Source organism: Acetobacterium sp. KB-1 (assembly GCF_003260995.1).
Classification (GTDB): Bacteria; Bacillota; Clostridia; order Eubacteriales; family Eubacteriaceae; genus Acetobacterium; species Acetobacterium carbinolicum.
This window is the reverse complement of the sequence record NZ_CP030040.1, coordinates 1,846,571-1,864,625: the sequence shown is the minus strand read 5'-3', so window position 1 is coordinate 1,864,625 and position 18,055 is coordinate 1,846,571. Positions and strand designations below refer to the sequence as shown.

16 protein-coding genes are annotated in these 18,055 nt (G+C 43.1%); 10 read left to right on the top strand and 6 right to left on the bottom strand.

Translation table 11 applies throughout. The annotated features are described in order from the left end of the window. Positions 1-46 precede the first annotated feature (46 nt). On the bottom strand, positions 47-886 hold the full coding sequence (locus DOZ58_RS08540; protein WP_111887924.1) for a putative ABC transporter permease: 840 nt from the start codon (positions 884-886) through the stop codon (positions 47-49). A 205-nt stretch (positions 887-1,091) separates the two neighbouring features. Between DOZ58_RS08540 and DOZ58_RS08535 the strand changes: the two genes are divergently transcribed. Both DOZ58_RS08535 and DOZ58_RS08530 read left to right on the top strand, forming a co-directional pair. After that, the gene (locus DOZ58_RS08535; protein ID WP_111887923.1) at positions 1,092-1,685 is read left to right on the top strand and encodes a secondary thiamine-phosphate synthase enzyme YjbQ; all 594 of its coding nucleotides are present in this window, start codon (positions 1,092-1,094) and stop codon (positions 1,683-1,685) included. Positions 1,686-1,761: 76 nt separating this feature from the next. Beyond that, positions 1,762-4,152, top strand: coding sequence for an MrcB family domain-containing protein (locus DOZ58_RS08530; RefSeq protein WP_204355496.1), 2,391 nt, complete (start codon positions 1,762-1,764; stop codon positions 4,150-4,152). Between the two features lie 117 nt (positions 4,153-4,269). On the opposite strand, the gene DOZ58_RS08525 is transcribed toward DOZ58_RS08530, so the two are convergent. Beyond that, positions 4,270-4,701, bottom strand: coding sequence for a CBS domain-containing protein (locus tag DOZ58_RS08525; RefSeq protein WP_111887921.1), 432 nt, complete (start codon positions 4,699-4,701; stop codon positions 4,270-4,272). Positions 4,702-4,896: 195 nt separating this feature from the next. Between DOZ58_RS08525 and cdaA the strand changes: the two genes are divergently transcribed. From cdaA to hydG, 8 genes are all read left to right on the top strand, one after another. Then, positions 4,897-5,745 carry a diadenylate cyclase CdaA gene (gene cdaA / locus DOZ58_RS08520; protein ID WP_242988647.1) on the top strand — a complete coding sequence of 283 codons (849 nt, stop codon included), beginning with the start codon at positions 4,897-4,899 and terminating at the stop codon, positions 5,743-5,745. Further along, entirely contained in the window at positions 5,732-6,946 is a 1,215-nt protein-coding gene (locus tag DOZ58_RS08515) for a YbbR-like domain-containing protein (protein WP_111887919.1), read from the top strand. The genes cdaA and DOZ58_RS08515 overlap by 14 nt, the downstream gene beginning before the upstream one ends. Positions 6,947-7,088: 142 nt before the next feature. Continuing rightward, on the top strand, positions 7,089-8,177 hold the full coding sequence (gene serC / locus DOZ58_RS08510) for a 3-phosphoserine/phosphohydroxythreonine transaminase (RefSeq protein ID WP_111887918.1): 1,089 nt from the start codon (positions 7,089-7,091) through the stop codon (positions 8,175-8,177). Between the two features lie 28 nt (positions 8,178-8,205). Next, complete coding sequence (locus DOZ58_RS08505) at positions 8,206-9,375, top strand: phosphoglycerate dehydrogenase (protein ID WP_111887917.1); 1,170 nt, start codon at positions 8,206-8,208, stop codon at positions 9,373-9,375. A 62-nt stretch (positions 9,376-9,437) separates the two neighbouring features. Further along, a complete protein-coding gene (locus DOZ58_RS08500) occupies positions 9,438-10,679 on the top strand; it encodes a DUF1015 domain-containing protein (RefSeq protein WP_111887916.1) in 1,242 nt (413 codons plus the stop codon). Positions 10,680-11,363: 684 nt separating this feature from the next. Beyond that, positions 11,364-11,642 carry a TM1266 family iron-only hydrogenase system putative regulator gene (locus DOZ58_RS08495; protein WP_111887915.1) on the top strand — a complete coding sequence of 93 codons (279 nt, stop codon included), beginning with the start codon at positions 11,364-11,366 and terminating at the stop codon, positions 11,640-11,642. After that, positions 11,635-12,675, top strand: coding sequence for a [FeFe] hydrogenase H-cluster radical SAM maturase HydE (gene hydE, locus DOZ58_RS08490; RefSeq protein ID WP_111889718.1), 1,041 nt, complete (start codon positions 11,635-11,637; stop codon positions 12,673-12,675). The genes DOZ58_RS08495 and hydE overlap by 8 nt, the downstream gene beginning before the upstream one ends. Before the next feature lie 49 nt (positions 12,676-12,724). Then, a complete protein-coding gene (hydG, locus tag DOZ58_RS08485) occupies positions 12,725-14,143 on the top strand; it encodes a [FeFe] hydrogenase H-cluster radical SAM maturase HydG (RefSeq protein ID WP_111887914.1) in 1,419 nt (472 codons plus the stop codon). 323 nt (positions 14,144-14,466) lie between these two features. Here the strand turns inward: hydG and DOZ58_RS08480 are convergent, their stop codons facing one another. The 4 genes from DOZ58_RS08480 to cls all read right to left on the bottom strand — a co-directional run bounded on the left by DOZ58_RS08480 (position 14,467) and on the right by cls (position 17,924). Next, the gene (locus DOZ58_RS08480) at positions 14,467-15,423 is read right to left on the bottom strand and encodes a DUF4097 family beta strand repeat-containing protein (RefSeq protein WP_111887913.1); all 957 of its coding nucleotides are present in this window, start codon (positions 15,421-15,423) and stop codon (positions 14,467-14,469) included. Then, a complete protein-coding gene (locus tag DOZ58_RS08475) occupies positions 15,424-16,014 on the bottom strand; it encodes a DUF1700 domain-containing protein (RefSeq protein ID WP_111887912.1) in 591 nt (196 codons plus the stop codon). After that, the gene (locus DOZ58_RS08470) at positions 16,001-16,333 is read right to left on the bottom strand and encodes a PadR family transcriptional regulator (RefSeq protein WP_111887911.1); all 333 of its coding nucleotides are present in this window, start codon (positions 16,331-16,333) and stop codon (positions 16,001-16,003) included. Before DOZ58_RS08470 ends, DOZ58_RS08475 begins: the two co-directional genes overlap by 14 nt. A gap of 127 nt (positions 16,334-16,460) precedes the next feature. Continuing rightward, entirely contained in the window at positions 16,461-17,924 is a 1,464-nt protein-coding gene (cls, locus tag DOZ58_RS08465) for a cardiolipin synthase (RefSeq protein ID WP_111887910.1), read from the bottom strand. Between the last annotated feature and the right edge of the window lie 131 nt (positions 17,925-18,055).

Genomic DNA, 18,055 nt, shown 5'->3' with positions numbered 1-18,055 from the left:
TAAGAAATTCGGGTGATTCAAACGACACATAGGTTTTAAAGAAAAACTATTTTGAGTGTCGTTTCGCTTTATGCCGTTTGCTTTTTTCCAGATACGCTTTATAAAGCTCGAGTGAGTTCTGATGATAGGTGTGCGCCATTTTAGGAAAGGCATTCATAATGCGTTGATGTGAGTAGCGGTTGATAAACTTCGTTTCGTTAATCCGATTGGTTAGCGAAACAATCAGATGTTGAGCTGAATCCATGGCATCGGTAAGTTTATCATCCTTGAGCTCGCGGACCCTGGCAGTGACTTCGTGGGCAGTGGTAATGCCTTTTTCTTTTAAATTATCTTTAAGCTCGGTGGTTGCTTCATAAACACTGTTAAGTTTTTTGTTAAAGGAAACCGTTTCACGAGTGGATTCCACCAGATCACTAAGAAAGAAGATTGCCGCCACCGTTGCAATAATCTGGATCCAGAAAGTCGAAAAGCTGTTAACCAGATCTGAGGCGATGGGATGAACCACATACATCAGCATGACACATAAGAGACCAAAAAGAAATGAATTTAACAAACAGACCCGGCCGTTGATATTAAACTTATGGTCGGAGTAGTCCCACCATTTAGCATGAAAGAGTTTTTCCATCCCCCAACTGGTGATATACTCCAGTGAGCTGGTGAGTATAATGCCGATGAAAAACACTAAAATTGGATTACTGATATAGGGCATTAAGAACATAATAATGATGACTGCACCGACTCCATAAATGGGACAATAGGGGCCGTTTAAAAAGCCGCGGTTAATAAATTTTTTTGCCGGGATGGAGCAGTACACCACTTCGCACATCCAACCGATGATGGCATAAATAAAAAAATAAACAAAAAGTAAGCTTAAGTTATAATACATAAATGATTCCTTTCAAATTAACAACTTTGGATCATTTTAACATATCGGTTTACGGTCTCATAGATAAATCGCTAATAAAATGATTTATATTGCAAATTTTTATCCATCATCGATGGATATGTTTTTGTTTTTTCAAATCGGATGGTTTATAATGGAGACAGCCCAAATAACAACACTTTAATGAATACTAAAATAGGGAGCATAAATGAAAGCGAACAAGATTGAAATAACAAGCAGCGAGCAACTGATTGATATTACCGCAAGTGTGCGGGCGTATGTCAATGGGTCCCGTTTAAAAAATGGCTTTGTACACATTCAAATTCCTGAAAGAACCGCTTCGGTGATTATTTCAATCAACGATGACTGGCGGCTGCAGCGGGAGTTTTTTGATAAACTAAACCATCTGATGCCCAAGTATGACGGCATGAAGTTTACCGGTTGGACAACCGCCTGTGTTAAAGCGACGATTTTTGGGCCATCCCTCCAGGTGATGGTCCATGATGGAACCTTGATCTTGGATAAAAACCAGAGTATTTATTTTGTCGAATTTCAAGGTCCGGGCGAGCGCCAGTATTTTATCAGTAGTTCCGGGACAACGCTGGCTGAAAATGAGGAAGCAACGATGCCCGAAGAACTGGCATTGATTTTTGAAAAACGTAAAGCCCATGAAGCAGAACAGGAACAGATCAAGGAAGAAATGCGTAACGAATGGCGTCTACGGGAAGAAAATCGACTAAAGCTGGAAGCAGAAAACAACGAAAAAACAGCAGAAAACAATCATCTCAAGCAGGATGAATAGAAAAATAAAGGCATAAGAATGAGCGAAGAAGAGAAAGGCAGTAGCAATGAGCTGGGAATTATTAGGATCGGATCGAATGATCAAAACAACAGAATTATCGGACTTTGTTAATACCGAGATGACTATTCCAAAAGAACGGATCAGCTTTTTTGGGAATCCCGGAGAACGACTGGCAATTATTTATCAGAATCGCGAATATCCTTCTTATCTGGAAACCGAAGGCGATACCAAACTTAAATGGAGCAAGGTGCTGATACGCAAACTGGGTGAAGCCTTTCCTGATTTTGAATCGTGGTTTCAGGGTGATCCGGATGCGTCCAAAACGCCAAAGCTGGAAATAATAAAAGCCAACGAAGTTTTTCATCTGCGCTTAATAATGGCCGATGAAGAAAATAGTGATGAAAAAATAAGTGACATGCCGATAATCGCTACTCCGCCAACGGCCGGACTCCAGGAGCTGTTGTTAAAGTGGATTACCGGTTATCCCAACTATTATCCCAGAGACTTTCGTTTTTCTTTTAAAGAGACGATCACCGAAGAGATTCCCAAAGTGATTGAAAACTTAAAAACCATCCGATCCGGACACTATCAGGTACGGGGCTTTGCCGGAGACACCCAATGGGCCGAGATCCCCTGGGTTAAAGTACGCGATAAACAGGCTCTAGATGATAGCGACCTCTATCTGGCTTATCTTCTGGCCATGGACAGCCGTAAGCTTTATCTGGCCATCGTCTATGGTGAAGAAGGGATGGGGGTCCGCAGTCTGGCGGAAAAAGCCGCTGCGTACCGAAAAAACCTTGTGACAGAACACTATCGAACCAATCATAAAGATGTTTTGCTGGCGAATGCCAGCCTGGTGTCGGGGATCGTCTGCTATCGCGAATATACCGAAACAGAGATGCCAGAAGATGAGGTGCTGATCGCTGAATTTGAAGCGTTTAGAAAAATGTATAAGTTATGTTTGACGAAGGGTCAGACGGCTGATGAAACAGCAGTCAGTGATGAGCCAAGCGAAGAAATTATAAAAGGACAGGACGCCAAGGTCGAAAATGAAATGATAGCAGAAATAAAGCAAAAGCCCGAAGTTGTACTTGAGGAACAGACGCCGCCACCGCAAGGATCGCAACCGGTACCGGCAGAGACCGTTTTGTTTGAAAGCATCGGTGAAGAGCGTCCCGGTGTGGAAAACAAAAATCAGGCGGAAAGCGGCTCGGAAGCCCCGGCACAGCCGAAGCATGCAGCGATCAGTACTTTACGTGAGGTCGTGATGGCAGAATCTGAAACAAACCTGTCGTCTGCTGATGTGGATGACATTCAATTCAAAGCAGAAACGAAAGCGGCGGAGAGCAAATCATTTACCCGCTATCCGGCAAAGAACGACTACCTTCCCCCCTATCTTCAGTTGGTTCAGGTAAAAATGGGTGACAAAGGCTATTATTATCCGGCGGAATTAATTAAGACCTATTATCTGTCGATAAAATCAAAACCATTTGTGATCATAAAAGGCCAGGTAGGCAGCGGCAAAACCAGTTTTCCCCGGCTCTTTGCTGAGGCAATTGGTGCGAACCAGGAAAACGGTCGATTTAAACGGCTGCTGGTGGGAAAAAATTGGGAGGATCATACTCCACTACTGGGACATCTGGACAGTCGTGGGCACTTTATCCCCGGACCCATCATGCTGATCTTAAAAGCAGCCAAAGAATATCCGGATAAACCCCATTTCTTCATGCTCGATGAAATGGACCAGTCTCCGGCTGCCGATTATCTGCGACTTTTGTTAGAAGGAATTAATGGCAGCAAGGAGCCTTTTTTGAAACGCGAAGATTTTGGCGCAGATATTACAGCTTTTCGCGAATACGGTAACTTAAGCTTTCCGGATAACCTTTATATTGTTGCAACCATCAATGAGGGTCCCGACAGTTTTCCGGTCCATTCCCGAGTGATTGATAGCGGCAATGTGATTCGGATGCCGGTGGTTGAAATTGGCGTTTTTGCCGATTATGGCAGTCCTACCGGTGACAGTGACTGGGAGAACAGTGTCTTTAAAATCCATAGTCAGGCTAAGGGCTTGCCGGAAATTCTGGAGCGTCTCATGGTCTTGCTCAATGAGGTACAACAGCTACTCATAAAACATGAGTGCCCAATGGGGTATCGGGGGAAAAATGAAATCCTGGCTTTTGGCATCAACAGCGGAGTTGAAGGTTTGTATAGCGAATTAGAGGTCATCGATCTGGCTCTTTTGCAACGCATTATTCCTGCACTGGAGGCAGTTTCCGAAACAGATGTCGACGTCTATCTGAGTTTGGCTGGCTTTTTACTTGAGGACGGTTTGAAGCAAGCGTTTAGCAATTTGCCACCAGACCGGTTGATTGGTCGATATGAAGCGTTATTAAAAGCCGGGGCCATTCCCTGTCCCCGCAGTGGAGGGGTGATTTTAAAACGATTAAGACAACAACATAAACAGTGAAGACGACAAAAAGCCAATTGATACATCCGATTCTTTCATTGCAAAACAGAAAAAACAGTTCTGGCAATGGCAGCGTTGGACGAATCAATTGGCTTTAATCGTTGTCATTAGAGGAAATTAACCGACGTCTTGTTCAGCGACCTTATCAGATAAAAAATTGATCAGTTCTTTGATCAGTTCCTGGCGTCTAAGAATACCGATAAAAATTCCCTGATCATCAACGAGGGGAATAAAGTTCTGCTTCACAGCCAGTTCTACCAGATGTTCGTAACTTTCATTAACCCTGGCCACTTCCAGATTTATTTTGAAGTCAATGTCTTTGATTTCAAAAGCATCTAAATTGATTTCCGGGTGGGTCAGACTCAGGGATAAAACCCGTAGCAGGTCACCTTCACAGATGGTTCCCACGTATTGTCCTTTTTTGTTAATCACTGGCAGGGCCGTATAATTTGTAATCACAAACATATTGTAGGCCTGGTTGAATGAATCGGTATTGGTTAAAAAAACAGTTTCGCTTTTGGGGAGTAAATAAAACAGATGATTTTTCATGTAAAAGAGCTCCTTTTTCTTTATAAAAGATTGGGAAGAGTTTTAATTAAAGCCAATTTTAGCATGAATTTCACAAGTCTCCCTTAAAAAAATTCTTAATGGGGACTGTAAAAATATGAAAAATTTCAATTTCCGTTTCACGAAATGGCTTAGGTAGTGTATAATTAATAGTAACGAATGAATGAGGGAATTAAAATGGAAGAGTTTTTATTATATTTACAATCAAGAATAACGGGAGCCAGTATCATCGAGGTTGTCATTATTTCTTTTATTGTCTATAAGTTATTAATGTGGATACGGGGAACCCAGGCCGAACAGGTTTTTAAAGGCTTGATTGTGTTGCTTTTTTTGTCGCCTGTCAGTGAATGGCTGGGTTTCACCACCCTTAATTTAATTATTACCAGCGCCTTTACCTGGGCGTTTATTTTCATTGTGGTGGTATTTCAGCCGGAGTTTCGCTCAGCCTTGGAACAACTGGGAAATAATCGTATTTTTAAAGAGATGATGAAGAAACCATCGATGGACTTTCTCGAAGAAGACGTCGAAAAAATCATTAAAGCGGTGGACAAACTGGCGTGCGAGCAGACTGGTGCACTGATTGTTCTGGAAAAAGATACCGGGCTTAATAATATCGTTAAAACCGGAACCGAGCTGGATTCGGATATCAGCAGTGAACTACTGGAGAATATTTTTACGCCGAACCGTCCTCTTCATGACGGCGCAGTGATTATTAAACTATGGTCCCGGCAGATCCGGGCGGCAGGGTGTTTGCTGCCGCTTTCGGACAATCGCGATTTGGGCAGTGAATTTGGAACTCGGCACCGGGCTGGTTTGGGAATGACAGAAAAATCTGACGCGCTGGTCATTATTGTCTCCGAAGAAACGGGTCAAATTTCTTATGCATCAAAGGGCACCTTGTTTCAGGATGTGATCATCGAGGTGCTCAAGCAAATTATTCTGGAAAACTATATCATCAATGAGGACGGCAACACAGACAGCGGGTGGATTCATAAGCTCTGGGGGAGAATCGATGGCAGCAAATAAAAAGAAGATAGCCTTGCATGAACGATTATTTCGGCTGATTGCAGCAGTGGGCATTGCCATCACCCTTTGGTTTATGGTCAATGGTAATGCTGATATGCTGATCACCCAGGATTATAACAGTATCCCGATAACCTTAACCAATGTGGAATCCCTCGCAGAAAAAAATTTGGTGCTGGTCGATAATAAAAATTATTATCTCAATTTGCAGGTAAAGGGAACGGACCGGAATTTAAGAAATATTATTATGAAAGAAATTACCGCTGAAGTAGATCTCAGTGATATTGACGAAAAAGGGATCTATGATCTGGATGTTGAGGTGAAAGGCCTGGCCAATTCGGTGATTATCAGTAGCATGAACCCGACGACTCTTTCGATTGAAGTGGATAATATCATAAAGGAAGCCGTGGATGTGGGGATTGTGTTGGAAGGAATACCAGCCAATGATCTGTCGGTGATCTCGGCTAAATCACAGGAAAAAGTGGAAGTGGAAGGTCCGGAAGCGTCGATTACGCGAATTGATAAAATAACTGCAACCGCCAATGTTAACGGACTGGCAACCGATACGACAAGGTACCTGGATGTTACGGCTTATGATGTGGACGGGAGTCCGATTAATGATCTGGAAATATTGCCAAATGTTGTTCCAACTGAGATTTTTTTAGGAAAAACAAAGTCCGTAGGAATGACGCCTTCCACCGTCGGAGAACCGGCCAATGGGACCATTGTCACAGAGATTATGGTTGAACCTTCAAAGGTCATAATCGGAGCCAAAGAGGACCTGCTAAATACCATTGAGACGATTGCCATCGATCCCATTAACGTGTCGGGACAATCAAAAACATTTACCAAAGATATTAGTCTTACTGCCCCGACGGGATTCTATTTCCTCGATGATAGTGGAAAAGTTAAGGTGACCGTTGCCATTGAAAGCCCGGTGGAAAAGAGTTTTACCCTTGATAAGGTAAGTGCAAAAAATCTCGCCGCTGGTCAGGTGATGTCAAAAATTAAGGATTCCCGGGTTATCGTAAAATTAGAGGGTGCCAGTAGTGTCCTAAACAGTTTAAATACAGCGCAGATTGAAGCCTTTGTGGATTGTACGAATTTAGCCCCGGGAGAATATGAATTGCCAATTCAGACCAATTTATCGCAGGCTTTGGTCAAATCCATCACACCAGCAAGAACAACAGTAACAATTGAATAAAAATCTGAGTAAATAAGAAAATTAACATAAAAATTAATACAAAATCTTGCATTTGACAATAATTTAACATATAATAGCAAGAAGTAATTTTTTCAGAGAATTACAATTCACACCAAAACACTATTTAAGGAGGAAATTAAACGTGAAAAGAGTTTATAATTTTTCAGCTGGACCATCTTGTTTACCACTCGAAGTCCTGGAAAAAGCTGGGTCTGAAATGGTATCCTATGGAGATGCCGGTATGTCCGTGATGGAGATGAGTCATCGATCATCTTATTTTGATGATATTCTTCAAGCCGCAAAAAGTCTTTATCGAGAACTGATGAATGTACCTGACAATTATGAGATTCTGTTTTTACAAGGTGGCGCATCAACTCAGTTCGCCATGATCCCACTCAATCTGTTTTCAAAAACCAATAAAGCCGACTTTATGCTGACTGGCAGTTGGGCAAAAAAGGCTTGTCAAGAATCAGCCCGTTATGGAGAAGCAAAGGTTATTGCATCATCCCAGGATAAAACCTTTTCCTACATCCCTAAGGTGGATCCCAAGGATTTTACACCGGATGCTGATTTCTTCCATATTTGCGCGAATAACACCATTTACGGAACGCGATTTAAACCAGAAAATATTCCTGATACGGGAAATGTACCTTTAGTAGCAGATATGTCTTCAAATATCTTATCTGAAGTTTATGACGTTAAAAAATTTGGCTTAATTTATGCTGGTGCTCAGAAGAACATGGGACCGGCTGGTGTCACAGCGGTGATTATCCGCAATGACTTATTGGGTCATGCCAAAGATTTTACGCCCACAATGCTCGATTATAAGACCCATGTTGACAATGATTCTTGTTACAATACTCCACCATGCTACAGCATTTATATTTGCAAACTTGTTTATGAATGGGTAAAAGCAAACGGTGGTGTTGCTGGCATGGAAGCCGCGAATAAAGAAAAAGCTCAAAAGCTTTACGATTTTATTGATAACAGCAAGCTTTATAAAGGGACTGTTGTGGCTGAAGACCGTTCACTAATGAATGTGCCTTTTATTACCGGTTCTGACGAGTTAGATGCCCTGTTTGTTAAAGAAAGCAAGAAAGCCGGAATGGAAAACCTGAAGGGTCATCGTAGTGTTGGCGGGATGCGAGCAAGCATTTACAATGCCATGCCAATGGCGGGGATTGATACCCTGATAGATTTCATGCAGAAGTTTGAAAAAGAAAACGCCTAGGCGTTTTGCTAAGAAAGGAAATTTGATTGTGAATTATAAAGTACAGACACTGAATAATATTTCTAAAAAAGGGCTAAAATTATTAAGTGAGAATTATACAGTTTTAGATCAGCCGGAGAATCCGGATGCGGTTTTACTGCGAAGCTATAAAATGCATGACATGGATATCCCGGAGTCAGTAAAGTTTGTGGGCCGGGCTGGAGCCGGAGTTAATAACATTCCTCTCGATAAGTGTTCAGAACAGGGCATCGTGGTTTGTAACTCACCTGGTGCCAATGCCAATGCGGTAAAAGAATTGGTGATTGCCGGGATGCTGATCGCTTCACGTAAGGTCGTTGATGGGATAGCATGGTCAGGCACTTTGACGGATAAGGGCGAGGAAGTCCCCGCTCTGGTTGAAAAAGGCAAGGGTGCTTTTGGCGGTCCAGAACTATATGGCAAAAAAATGGGTGTGATCGGTTTAGGTGCCATTGGAGTGCTGGTTGCCAATATGGCGATTGATTTCGGGATGAAGGTTTACGGCTTTGACCCCTTTATTTCGATTGATAATGCCTGGGGATTAAGTCGAAAAGTCAGACGTGCTGTCAGCAAAGAAGAAATCTTTAAAAATTGTGATTACATTTCACTTCATATTCCTTTTATGGATGAAACAAAAGATTATGTTAATGCCGACTTGTTAAAAGAGACCAAAAAAGGACTGCGATTACTAAACTTTGCCCGGGGTGGACTGGTTAATTACGATGCTCTGGAAAATGCCATTGAAGATGGTACCATTGAAACCTATGTGACGGACTTCCCCAATGAACGCTTGTTGAAAATGAAAAATGTTATCAACATTCCGCACTTAGGTGCATCAACTCCGGAAAGTGAAGAAAACTGTGCGGAAATGGCAATTTATTCGTTAAAAGAGTATCTGGAAAACGGCAATATCATCAATTCTGTCAACTATCCGGATTGTAATATGGGTGTATGTGAAGCAGTAAATCGATTGACTGTGAACCATGCCAACGTAAAAAATATGTTGGGCCAGATTACCAAGGTGCTTGCGGATTATGACATTAATATTTCAGTTATGACCAACAAACACAGAGGTTCATGGGCATATACCATGATTGATGTTGACAGCAATGTTGGTGAGGACGTGAAGACCGCTTTAAAAGCGATTGAAGGCGTTACCCGAGTACGGATTCTAAAATAAAAAAAAAGAAGTGGTCTTCGTTTAGCAGAAGCCACTTCTTTATTTAAAAATAGGAGAAAAAAATGGCAACAATAAAACCCTTTAAAGCGGTTCGCCCCTTTCCTGAAAAAGCTCAGGATGTGGCTGCCCTGCCCTATGATGTCTATAACCGGGAAGAAGCGGCAATAGCTGCCCGGGGGAAACTGGATTCTTTTTTACGGGTTGACCGGCCGGAAACGACCTTAGACGAAAGAATTAAAATCAATGATCCTTTTGTTTATGAAACCGCCAGAAAAAATCTGGAAAAACTGTTTCATCGGAATGCCCTAACCCAGGATACCAAAGACTGCTTATATATTTACGAACTGATCATGGACGGGCGAAGCCAGGTCGGGTTGGTTGTTTGTACGGCGATTGATGAGTATCTTGATAACACGATTAAAAAACATGAGCTGACCCGGGCTGATAAAGAAGAAGATCGGATTAAGCATGTTGATGCCTGTAATGCCAATACCGGGCCAATTTTTCTGACCTACCGGGCCCAGGACGCCATCAATGAGATGGTAGACAGCTGGCGGAAAGCGAATGAACCGGTTTATGATTTTGTTGCAGAAGATGGGATTACCCATCGGGCCTGGATTGTTGACGACGAGGCCGTGATTAATGGTTTAATTGAAAAATTCGGTCATGTTGACAGTCTCTATATCGCTGATGGACACCACCGCTCGGCGTCGGCGGTTAAGGTTGGTCTGATGCGCCGGGAAGCAAATCCGGAGTATACCGGCGAAGAGGAGTTTAACTATTTCCTGTCGGTATTATTTCCCGATGAGCAGCTCTATATCATGGATTACAATCGCGTGGTTAAGGATCTCAACGGACTCAGCGTTGAGGAGTTTTTAAACGTACTGTCGGAAAAATTTGATGTAACGCCTAAGGATGCCGAACCGGTAACACCGCCTCAAAAAGGCAGCTTTGGTTTATTTGTGGATAAAAAATGGTATCTGCTAACCGTCAAAGAAGGGGTTTACGATCCCGCCGATCCGGTTAATTCACTGGATGTGGCGATTCTGCAAAACAATATCCTGATACCAATTTTGGGAATCGGGGATATTCGTACCGATAAACGAATCGACTTTGTCGGTGGCATCCGGGGTTTAAACGAACTGGAACGCCGTGTTAGTGAAGATATGGTACTCGCTTTTTCGATGTACCCGACCGCCATCGAAGAGCTGATGAACATTGCTGACGCAGATATGGTGATGCCGCCAAAATCTACCTGGTTTGAACCAAAATTAAGAAGCGGATTGTTCATTCATAATCTGTAATAATAAAAAGGATCATACCGATGTGATCTGGGTTTCGGAGATACACCGAAAACTCTGATCACATCGCGTGTGGTCCTTAATTTTTGGGTAAGACTGTATCGGAGCCGGAAAAAAGACAAGAATTTCCCTCTGATAATTATTGAAGCATGTTGAATTATATGATATCCTTTTCAACAACAGTGAGCTAAAAGATGACGAATCCTCAGATTCTGACAGCAAACTGGACAAGCATTGACAAGCATTAATAAAAACAAAGCTATCGTACTGATGCCATCCGGGTTCGTCCCTAATGGAAAGGCGAGAGAATCATGTGTCATTCATCCATATCATTTTTTCTAAATGGTTTGGTTATTTGCGTATTTTTCCCTGTGCCATCCCGGTACAGGGATTTTCGCGTTAAGGCAACGAGCCAATCGCAAGCTCGCTTGCAGTTGGCGACTGCCCGCGACCGAAATGAAGCAAAGCGGAATTGAGGTTTCGTTACCGAAATGAAGCAAAGCGGAATTGAGGTTTCGTTACCGAAATGAAGCAAAGCGGAATTGAGGTTTCGTTAAGGCAACGAGCCAATCGCAAGCTCGCTTGCAGTTGGCGACTGCCCGCGACCGAAGAGGGAGCGAAATTGAGGTGATTTTTTGGTAGTTTAAGGGTAGCTGGTTAAAAAGAAGGTGAGTGAAGGAGTTTAAGATGGAAAAAAGAATCGGACTGATTGCAATTGTAGTTGAAAAAAAAGAAGCAGTGGAAAAGCTCAATCAGGTGCTTCACGATTATCGTGAGCATATTGTCGGACGAATGGGAATTCCTTATCAACAGCGCGGCATTTCGGTGATCAGCGTGGTTGTTGATGCACCGACGAATATCATCAGTTCCCTGTCCGGGAAGCTGGGTATGATTGAGGGGGTGAGCATTAAAACCGTTTATTCAAAATTGCCAAAGGGTGAAAAAGCTAATGAAAATCATGAATAAATTACCGGCTAAACTGGAAAAAGAGCAGTTTTTAGAAAAAGATGAGTTTAAATGGCTGCTTGAAAATAACACCCCCGAGTTACGAGCGGATCTTTCAAACCGGGCCAAAAGAGTGGCCGGAGAAATCTTTGGCAATGGGGTCTATGTCCGGGGGCTGATTGAATTCAGTAATTATTGCAAAAATGATTGCTACTACTGCGGCATCCGTTGCGGTAACGAACAGGCTCATCGGTATCGGTTAAGCGAACAGGAAATTCTTGACTGCTGTGCAATCGGATATGACTTAGGCTTTCGTACCTTTGTACTACAGGGTGGGGAAGATCCGGATTTTTCCGATGAAATGATGATTAAACTGATTGGTAAAATCAGAAGTGACTACGACGATTGTGCCATTACCCTGTCACTCGGTGAGCGGCCGCGAGCTGTTTATGAAGCATTCTTTACCGCCGGAGCCAACCGTTATTTACTGCGGCACGAGACGGCTAGTGCGGAGCACTATAGAAAGCTTCATCCCCGGGAACTGCGGCTGGAAAACAGAAAAGAATGTCTTACCCATCTCAAAGAAATCGGCTTTCAGGTAGGCACGGGCTTTATGGTGGGATCGCCCCATCAGACGGTTGAAAATCTGGTTGCGGATCTACTTTTCACAAAAGAATTAAATCCCCAGATGATTGGGATCGGACCGTTTATTCCCCATCAGCACACCCCGTATAAGGACGCTAAAGCCGGTACGCTGGAAGAAACCTTATTGCTTATCTCAATCCTGCGGCTGATGCTGCCTAAAGCGCTGATTCCAGCCACGACCGCACTGGGAACGATTGATCCCAATGGTCGGGAAGCGGGCATTCTGGCTGGGGCCAATGTGGTCATGCCCAACCTGTCTCCCGTGTCAGTCCGAAAGGATTACAGCCTGTATGATAATAAAATCTGCACGGGGGATGAGGCCGCCGAATGCCGGGTCTGTTTAAGTAACCGGATGAAAGGAATTGGCTACGAAATTTTAACCCACCGGGGCGATTATCCAAAAGATTAAATGCAGTCGAATAAATGAATTAAAAAAATAAAACTTTAGGAGCGTAACAATGTATAATGTCATGTCGAAAAAAGCGGTTGAATTTATTGATGACCAGGAGATTTTAGAAACGCTGGCCTATGCAGAAGAAAACAAAACAAATGTCGCCCTGCTCAATGAAATCATTGAGCGTGCAGGGACTTATCAGGGACTCAACCATCGCGAGGCGGCAGTTTTACTGGCCTGCGAGCTAAAAGAACAAAATGATCGTTTGGTAAAATTGGCGATGGATATCAAAAAAAAGTTTTATGGTAATCGTATTGTTATGTTTGCCCCGCTTTACCTCTCGAACTATTGTGTCAATGGCTGTGTCTACTGTCCTTATCATTTTAAAAATAAAAACATCAGCCGCAAGAAATTGACCCAGGAAGAAATTGCCAAAGAGGTCATTGCTCTTCAGGATATGGGTCATAAACGGCTGGCACTGGAAGCTGGTGAAGATCCAAAGAATAATCCCCTGGAATACATTTTAGAAAGCATCAAGACGATTTACAGCATCAAACATAAAAATGGCGACATCCGCCGGGTTAATGTAAACATTGCGGCGACCACGGTGGAGGACTACCGCCAGTTGAAGGAAGCTGGAATCGGAACTTATATTTTGTTCCAGGAAACCTATCATAAGGAGAATTATGAAATGCTCCATCCCACCGGCCCCAAGAGTGATTACGCCTGGCACACAGAAGCGATGGATCGTGCCATGGAAGGCGGCATTGATGATGTCGGGATTGGGGTCCTTTTTGGTCTGAATAAATACCGCTATGATTTTGTCGGAATGCTTATGCATGCCGAGCATTTAGAAGCCGCGATGGGGGTTGGTCCCCACACCATCTCGGTCCCCCGGATCTGCCCGGCGGATGATATTGACACTGATGATTTTTCCAATGCGATTTCCGATGACATCTTTGAAAAAATTGTTACGGTGCTGCGCATTGCCGTCCCCTACACTGGTATGATCATTTCGACTAGGGAGTCCCAGGCTTCCCGGGAACGGGTGTTAAAGCTGGGGATTTCGCAGATCAGCGGTGGTTCCAGCACCAGTGTCGGCGGTTACGATACGCCGGAACCGGAAGATCAAAACTCAGCCCAATTTGAGCTTAATGATACCAGAAAACTCGATGATATTGTCAACTGGCTGTTAGAAATGGGACATATTCCCAGCTTCTGCACCGCCTGTTATCGGGAAGGCCGCACCGGCGACCGCTTTATGCAACTGGTTAAATCCGGTCAGATTGCCAATTGCTGTCAGCCTAACGCGATTATAACCCTCAAAGAATATTTAGAAGACTATGCCGCCCCGGCGACCAAATATAATGGTGAAAAAACCATTGCCCGGGAACTGGCTTCGATTCCCAGTGACAAGGTCCGTGGCATTGCAACGGATCATCTAACTGAGCTGAGCTCCGGCAAACGGGATTTCAGATTCTAGTATTGGCGGTGCCTGTGAAAGCTCCGAAAACTCTTTTTTCTTAAAGAGCTTAATAAACCGCGAGGTCGATATTTTGTGCCGGTCATTGACCCAAGAAGAAATCAGTCACATTGTCAAAAAAAGCGGTCACGATCAACTTGATGAATTCGACTTAAATGATTGAGCAGGATGGTTGAGAAACAGAGCATAAAGACGATTCGGGTTCTTCGGAACTCGGGTCGTCTTTTTTAGGGTGCACCCGGCAAAACGACAAAAAGGTAAAAAAGACCCGGGCAAAATAATTTCTTTGCCCGGGTCACTTGTGGTTGCGAAATGGAAATAGTTTAATTAACTGGCAGGAACTCAATATCTATATTGCCGCTGGCGGTTGAGACCTCCAGACTATTTTTCCCGTTTCCAAAGTTGGGGAGATTCTGCTTGCCGCTGAGGCTGTCGGCGGTGATGGTATAGGTGGCAGGATCGCCAAGAAGACTGCCGCGAATATTGCCGCTTAAGTTGGAGAAGTAAAAATCATGACCGGATAGCTTATTAAACTGGATATTGCCACTACTGTTTTCAATGGTGGTCGGTCCGGCAATGGTGGTTTCGTCAAATTTCATGGCACCACTTAGGGAGGAAGCAGACAGAGATCCGTCCGTTTTTCCCTGACTTACCTGGATCGTTCCGCTGGCGGTTCCCAGTTCCAGGTTGCCGCCGGCACTGACCTGACTGAGATCAAGATTACCACTGATGGTGGAAGCTGCAAGTTGTTGGGCGATACTAAGGTTTTTCAGATCGATCTGTCCGGCAGAAGTGCTGGTATTAACATCCTTTAAATGATCAAGGTCGGACACGATCAGATTGCCACTGACGGTGGAAACTTCAAGTTCACCGCTGAACTTTTTGGGAATGGCCACGGTCAGCTCTCTTTTTTTATTTTGCAGGTTGAAATTTAAAAAACCGATCTGTTCGTACCAATGTTTAAACAGGGAACGATCGATGCTCAGATTACCGTTTTCCAACAGCTTTATGGTATAGGAATCCTTTTCGTTCTCATAGCATTCAATTTTTATCTGATCGCCATCGATTCCCACAATCTTTACGTCAGTGTCCAATTCACTAAGACTTAGATTTGAAACACCGGCCAGATCATAGGTGTAGCTTTTTTTCTCGTCTGGAAGACTGGCGTTTAAGGTCCTCCAGTTAAATCCGCCCAGGGCAAAAGCGGCCATGGCAATAATAAATCCGAGGATAATTAAACCACCGGCAGTCAGCATGATTATTTTTTTGATTGGTTCCATTTACAGGACCTCCTTTTTAATAAATAATGATTTAACAAAGCGTAGAAATTTTCGGGTAAGCAAGATCAACCAGTGGGATAGTTTTGTGACACCGAAAAAGGATAGAACGCCGATGCCCAGGCAGGCAAGGGATAAACCAAGGACAAACAGTCCATAAACAAAAGACGGGGCAAAAAAGATGCTAAAAATCCCGGCCAGGCCACCGAGCACAAAGGCAGCAACTGTTGCATAAAGGGATATAATAACCGCCCAAACCGAGAGATAAACAGAAAGAATGACAACAAAGAAAGCAGCCAGCAAGGGAAACCAAACCGGGAAGCCCAGGACAATCAGGACAATTTCCCAAATCTTTAAGCTGGATTTTGGCTGGATCTTGGCCTTCATCAGAGCCGGTAAGGGTTGTTCCAGCAGAGTATCCTGGATAATGGTATCAATATCACCAATGGCGGCGACGGCCTCCGTTTCACTCATGCCATCTTCAATCCGGTCATCAATCATTTCGGCATAAAAACCCCGGGTTTTTTCGATCTCATGTTGGGGTAATGGGTCAAGCTTATCGGTCAAACTTAATAAAAATTCAGATTTGTTCATCGCTATGGTTCCTCATTTCTTCATTAATAAAATTATATACACTCATGACCTCTTTCCAGTTGTCAATAAATTCAATAATTCGATGACGACCGGTTGCGGTTATTTTGTAGTATTTTCGAAGTCGGCCATTATGTTCAACAGCGTGAACCAGCAGGCACTGGTTTGTTTCAAGTCGTTTCAGGATGGGATAAAGGGTGGATTCGGAGATTTCGATATAGGGATTCACATCTTTGATGATTTGATAGCCATAAGAATCGCCCCGATTGAGTACCGTCAGTACACAAATTTCCAGTAACCCCCGTTTTAATTGAATATCCAAGTAGATACCCCCTTTCACATAATACTATACAATGCATAGTATATTTTTGTCAATCGTTTTTGGCAAAAAAAACCAGCTGTTTTAAAAAACGGCTGGTGGGATGAAAAACGGAAAATAGTAGTTGACTCTACAGTAAAGGCGAAAACAGTCGCGAAATCGATTCTTTAACCTTGACTCGTCGGCTGCGGTTCCGGTAGAGTTCTTTGTTATAATAGGTGCATTTTTTAATATCTTCAACAAAGATATTTTTAAGTTTTATCGCAACCTTACGGTCATAAATAAAGGCGTTGGTTTCAAAATTAAGCCGAAAGCTGCGGATATCAAAGTTACAGGAGCCCACTGAACAGAGCGCATCATCGACCACAATGGTTTTGGCGTGAAGAAAGCCATTTTCATAAATAAAAATCTTGGCCCCATATTCAATCAGTTCGCCGACATAGGCCAGGGTGACCCAGTAAATAAAAATATGATCCGGCTTATTAGGTATCATAATCCGGACATCAATACCGGACAACAAGGCAATTTTTAAAGCCTCCAGAATACTTTCATCCGGTACAAAATAGGGCGATTGAATCAGAATATAATCCTCAGCGTTATTAATCATCCGTAGGAATCCCTGTTTGATTTGCTGGTTGAGGTTATCCGGACCACTCGAAACAATTTGGATGCCACCTCCGGATTTTTGGGGGATGGTGGGGAAATATTGGTTAAGTTTTTGATCATCAGCGAGGAACTCTTCACTGGAACTGGCGCGCCAATCGAGCAGAAAGCGATGCTGCAGCTCGTAGGCGGCTGAACCGACAAGCTTCAAATGAGTATCCCGCCAATAGCCCATTTTTTTCTCCAGGCCCAGATATTCGTTGCCGATGTTAAACCCACCGACAAAGCCGGTGACACCGTCGATGATCACAATTTTGCGGTGGTTGCGATAGTTAACCCGGAGATTTAGCATCTTAAAGCGGGATGGAAAAAAAATACCGATTTTCCCCCCGGCGGCCTCAAAGCCATCAAGCACCGTGCGGGGTAAATAACGACCGCCCATGGCATCAAAAAGCAGCCGGACTTCGACGCCTTCAAGCGCTTTTCTCGTCAGAATATCAAATAATTTAGCGCTCAGGGTATCGTTTTTAATAATATAATATTCCAGATGAATCGATGATTGTGCGGCTTCCATGGCATGAAAAAGAGCATCAAATTTCTGATTTCCATCGGTAAAAATTTCCACCGTGTTATTACTGGTGTAAATAGATTCACTGACATTTAAATGAAATTCAATGGAATGACGGTATTTTTCAATGGGACTATCGGGATCGATCGCAATAATCCGGGAAAGTGACCGTTGCTGCAGTCTTAACAAATGATGGTACTGAATATTCTCAGGGGTGTTATACTTAAAAATTTTACGTTTGGTTAAGTTCTGCGAGAAGAGAATATAAAATAAAAAGCCCCAAATGGGTACCATCCATAGAAATAATAACCAGGCATAAGTGCTTTGAGGGTTTTTTCGTTCCAAAAAAATAATAGTGAATGTCAGCGTTATATTGATGATAAAAATAATTGTTGCTAAGATTGCGGCAATACCCAAAAACATAAAAACCTCCGAAAGTTTATTTCATCTATTATAACATAAAAGGTAATGAATGGAATAGTCTTGCAGCAGAAGGTGACGAAATTCACTTGATATCGATGGTATCGAATTTCGCTTGACATTTTTGGGAACGC

Coding starts and splice junctions, on each gene's coding strand:
- DOZ58_RS08540 (WP_111887924.1), bottom strand. CDS start 886: ATGTATTATAACTTAAGCTTACTTTTTGTTTATTTTTTTATTTATGCC.
- DOZ58_RS08535 (WP_111887923.1), top strand. CDS start 1,092: ATGAAAGCGAACAAGATTGAAATAACAAGCAGCGAGCAACTGATTGAT.
- DOZ58_RS08530 (WP_204355496.1), top strand. CDS start 1,762: ATGATCAAAACAACAGAATTATCGGACTTTGTTAATACCGAGATGACT.
- DOZ58_RS08525 (WP_111887921.1), bottom strand. CDS start 4,701: ATGAAAAATCATCTGTTTTATTTACTCCCCAAAAGCGAAACTGTTTTT.
- cdaA (WP_242988647.1), top strand. CDS start 4,897: ATGGAAGAGTTTTTATTATATTTACAATCAAGAATAACGGGAGCCAGT.
- DOZ58_RS08515 (WP_111887919.1), top strand. CDS start 5,732: ATGGCAGCAAATAAAAAGAAGATAGCCTTGCATGAACGATTATTTCGG.
- DOZ58_RS08500 (WP_111887916.1), top strand. CDS start 9,438: ATGGCAACAATAAAACCCTTTAAAGCGGTTCGCCCCTTTCCTGAAAAA.
- DOZ58_RS08495 (WP_111887915.1), top strand. CDS start 11,364: ATGGAAAAAAGAATCGGACTGATTGCAATTGTAGTTGAAAAAAAAGAA.
- hydE (WP_111889718.1), top strand. CDS start 11,635: ATGAATAAATTACCGGCTAAACTGGAAAAAGAGCAGTTTTTAGAAAAA.
- hydG (WP_111887914.1), top strand. CDS start 12,725: ATGTATAATGTCATGTCGAAAAAAGCGGTTGAATTTATTGATGACCAG.
- DOZ58_RS08480 (WP_111887913.1), bottom strand. CDS start 15,423: ATGGAACCAATCAAAAAAATAATCATGCTGACTGCCGGTGGTTTAATT.
- DOZ58_RS08475 (WP_111887912.1), bottom strand. CDS start 16,014: ATGAACAAATCTGAATTTTTATTAAGTTTGACCGATAAGCTTGACCCA.
- cls (WP_111887910.1), bottom strand. CDS start 17,924: ATGTTTTTGGGTATTGCCGCAATCTTAGCAACAATTATTTTTATCATC.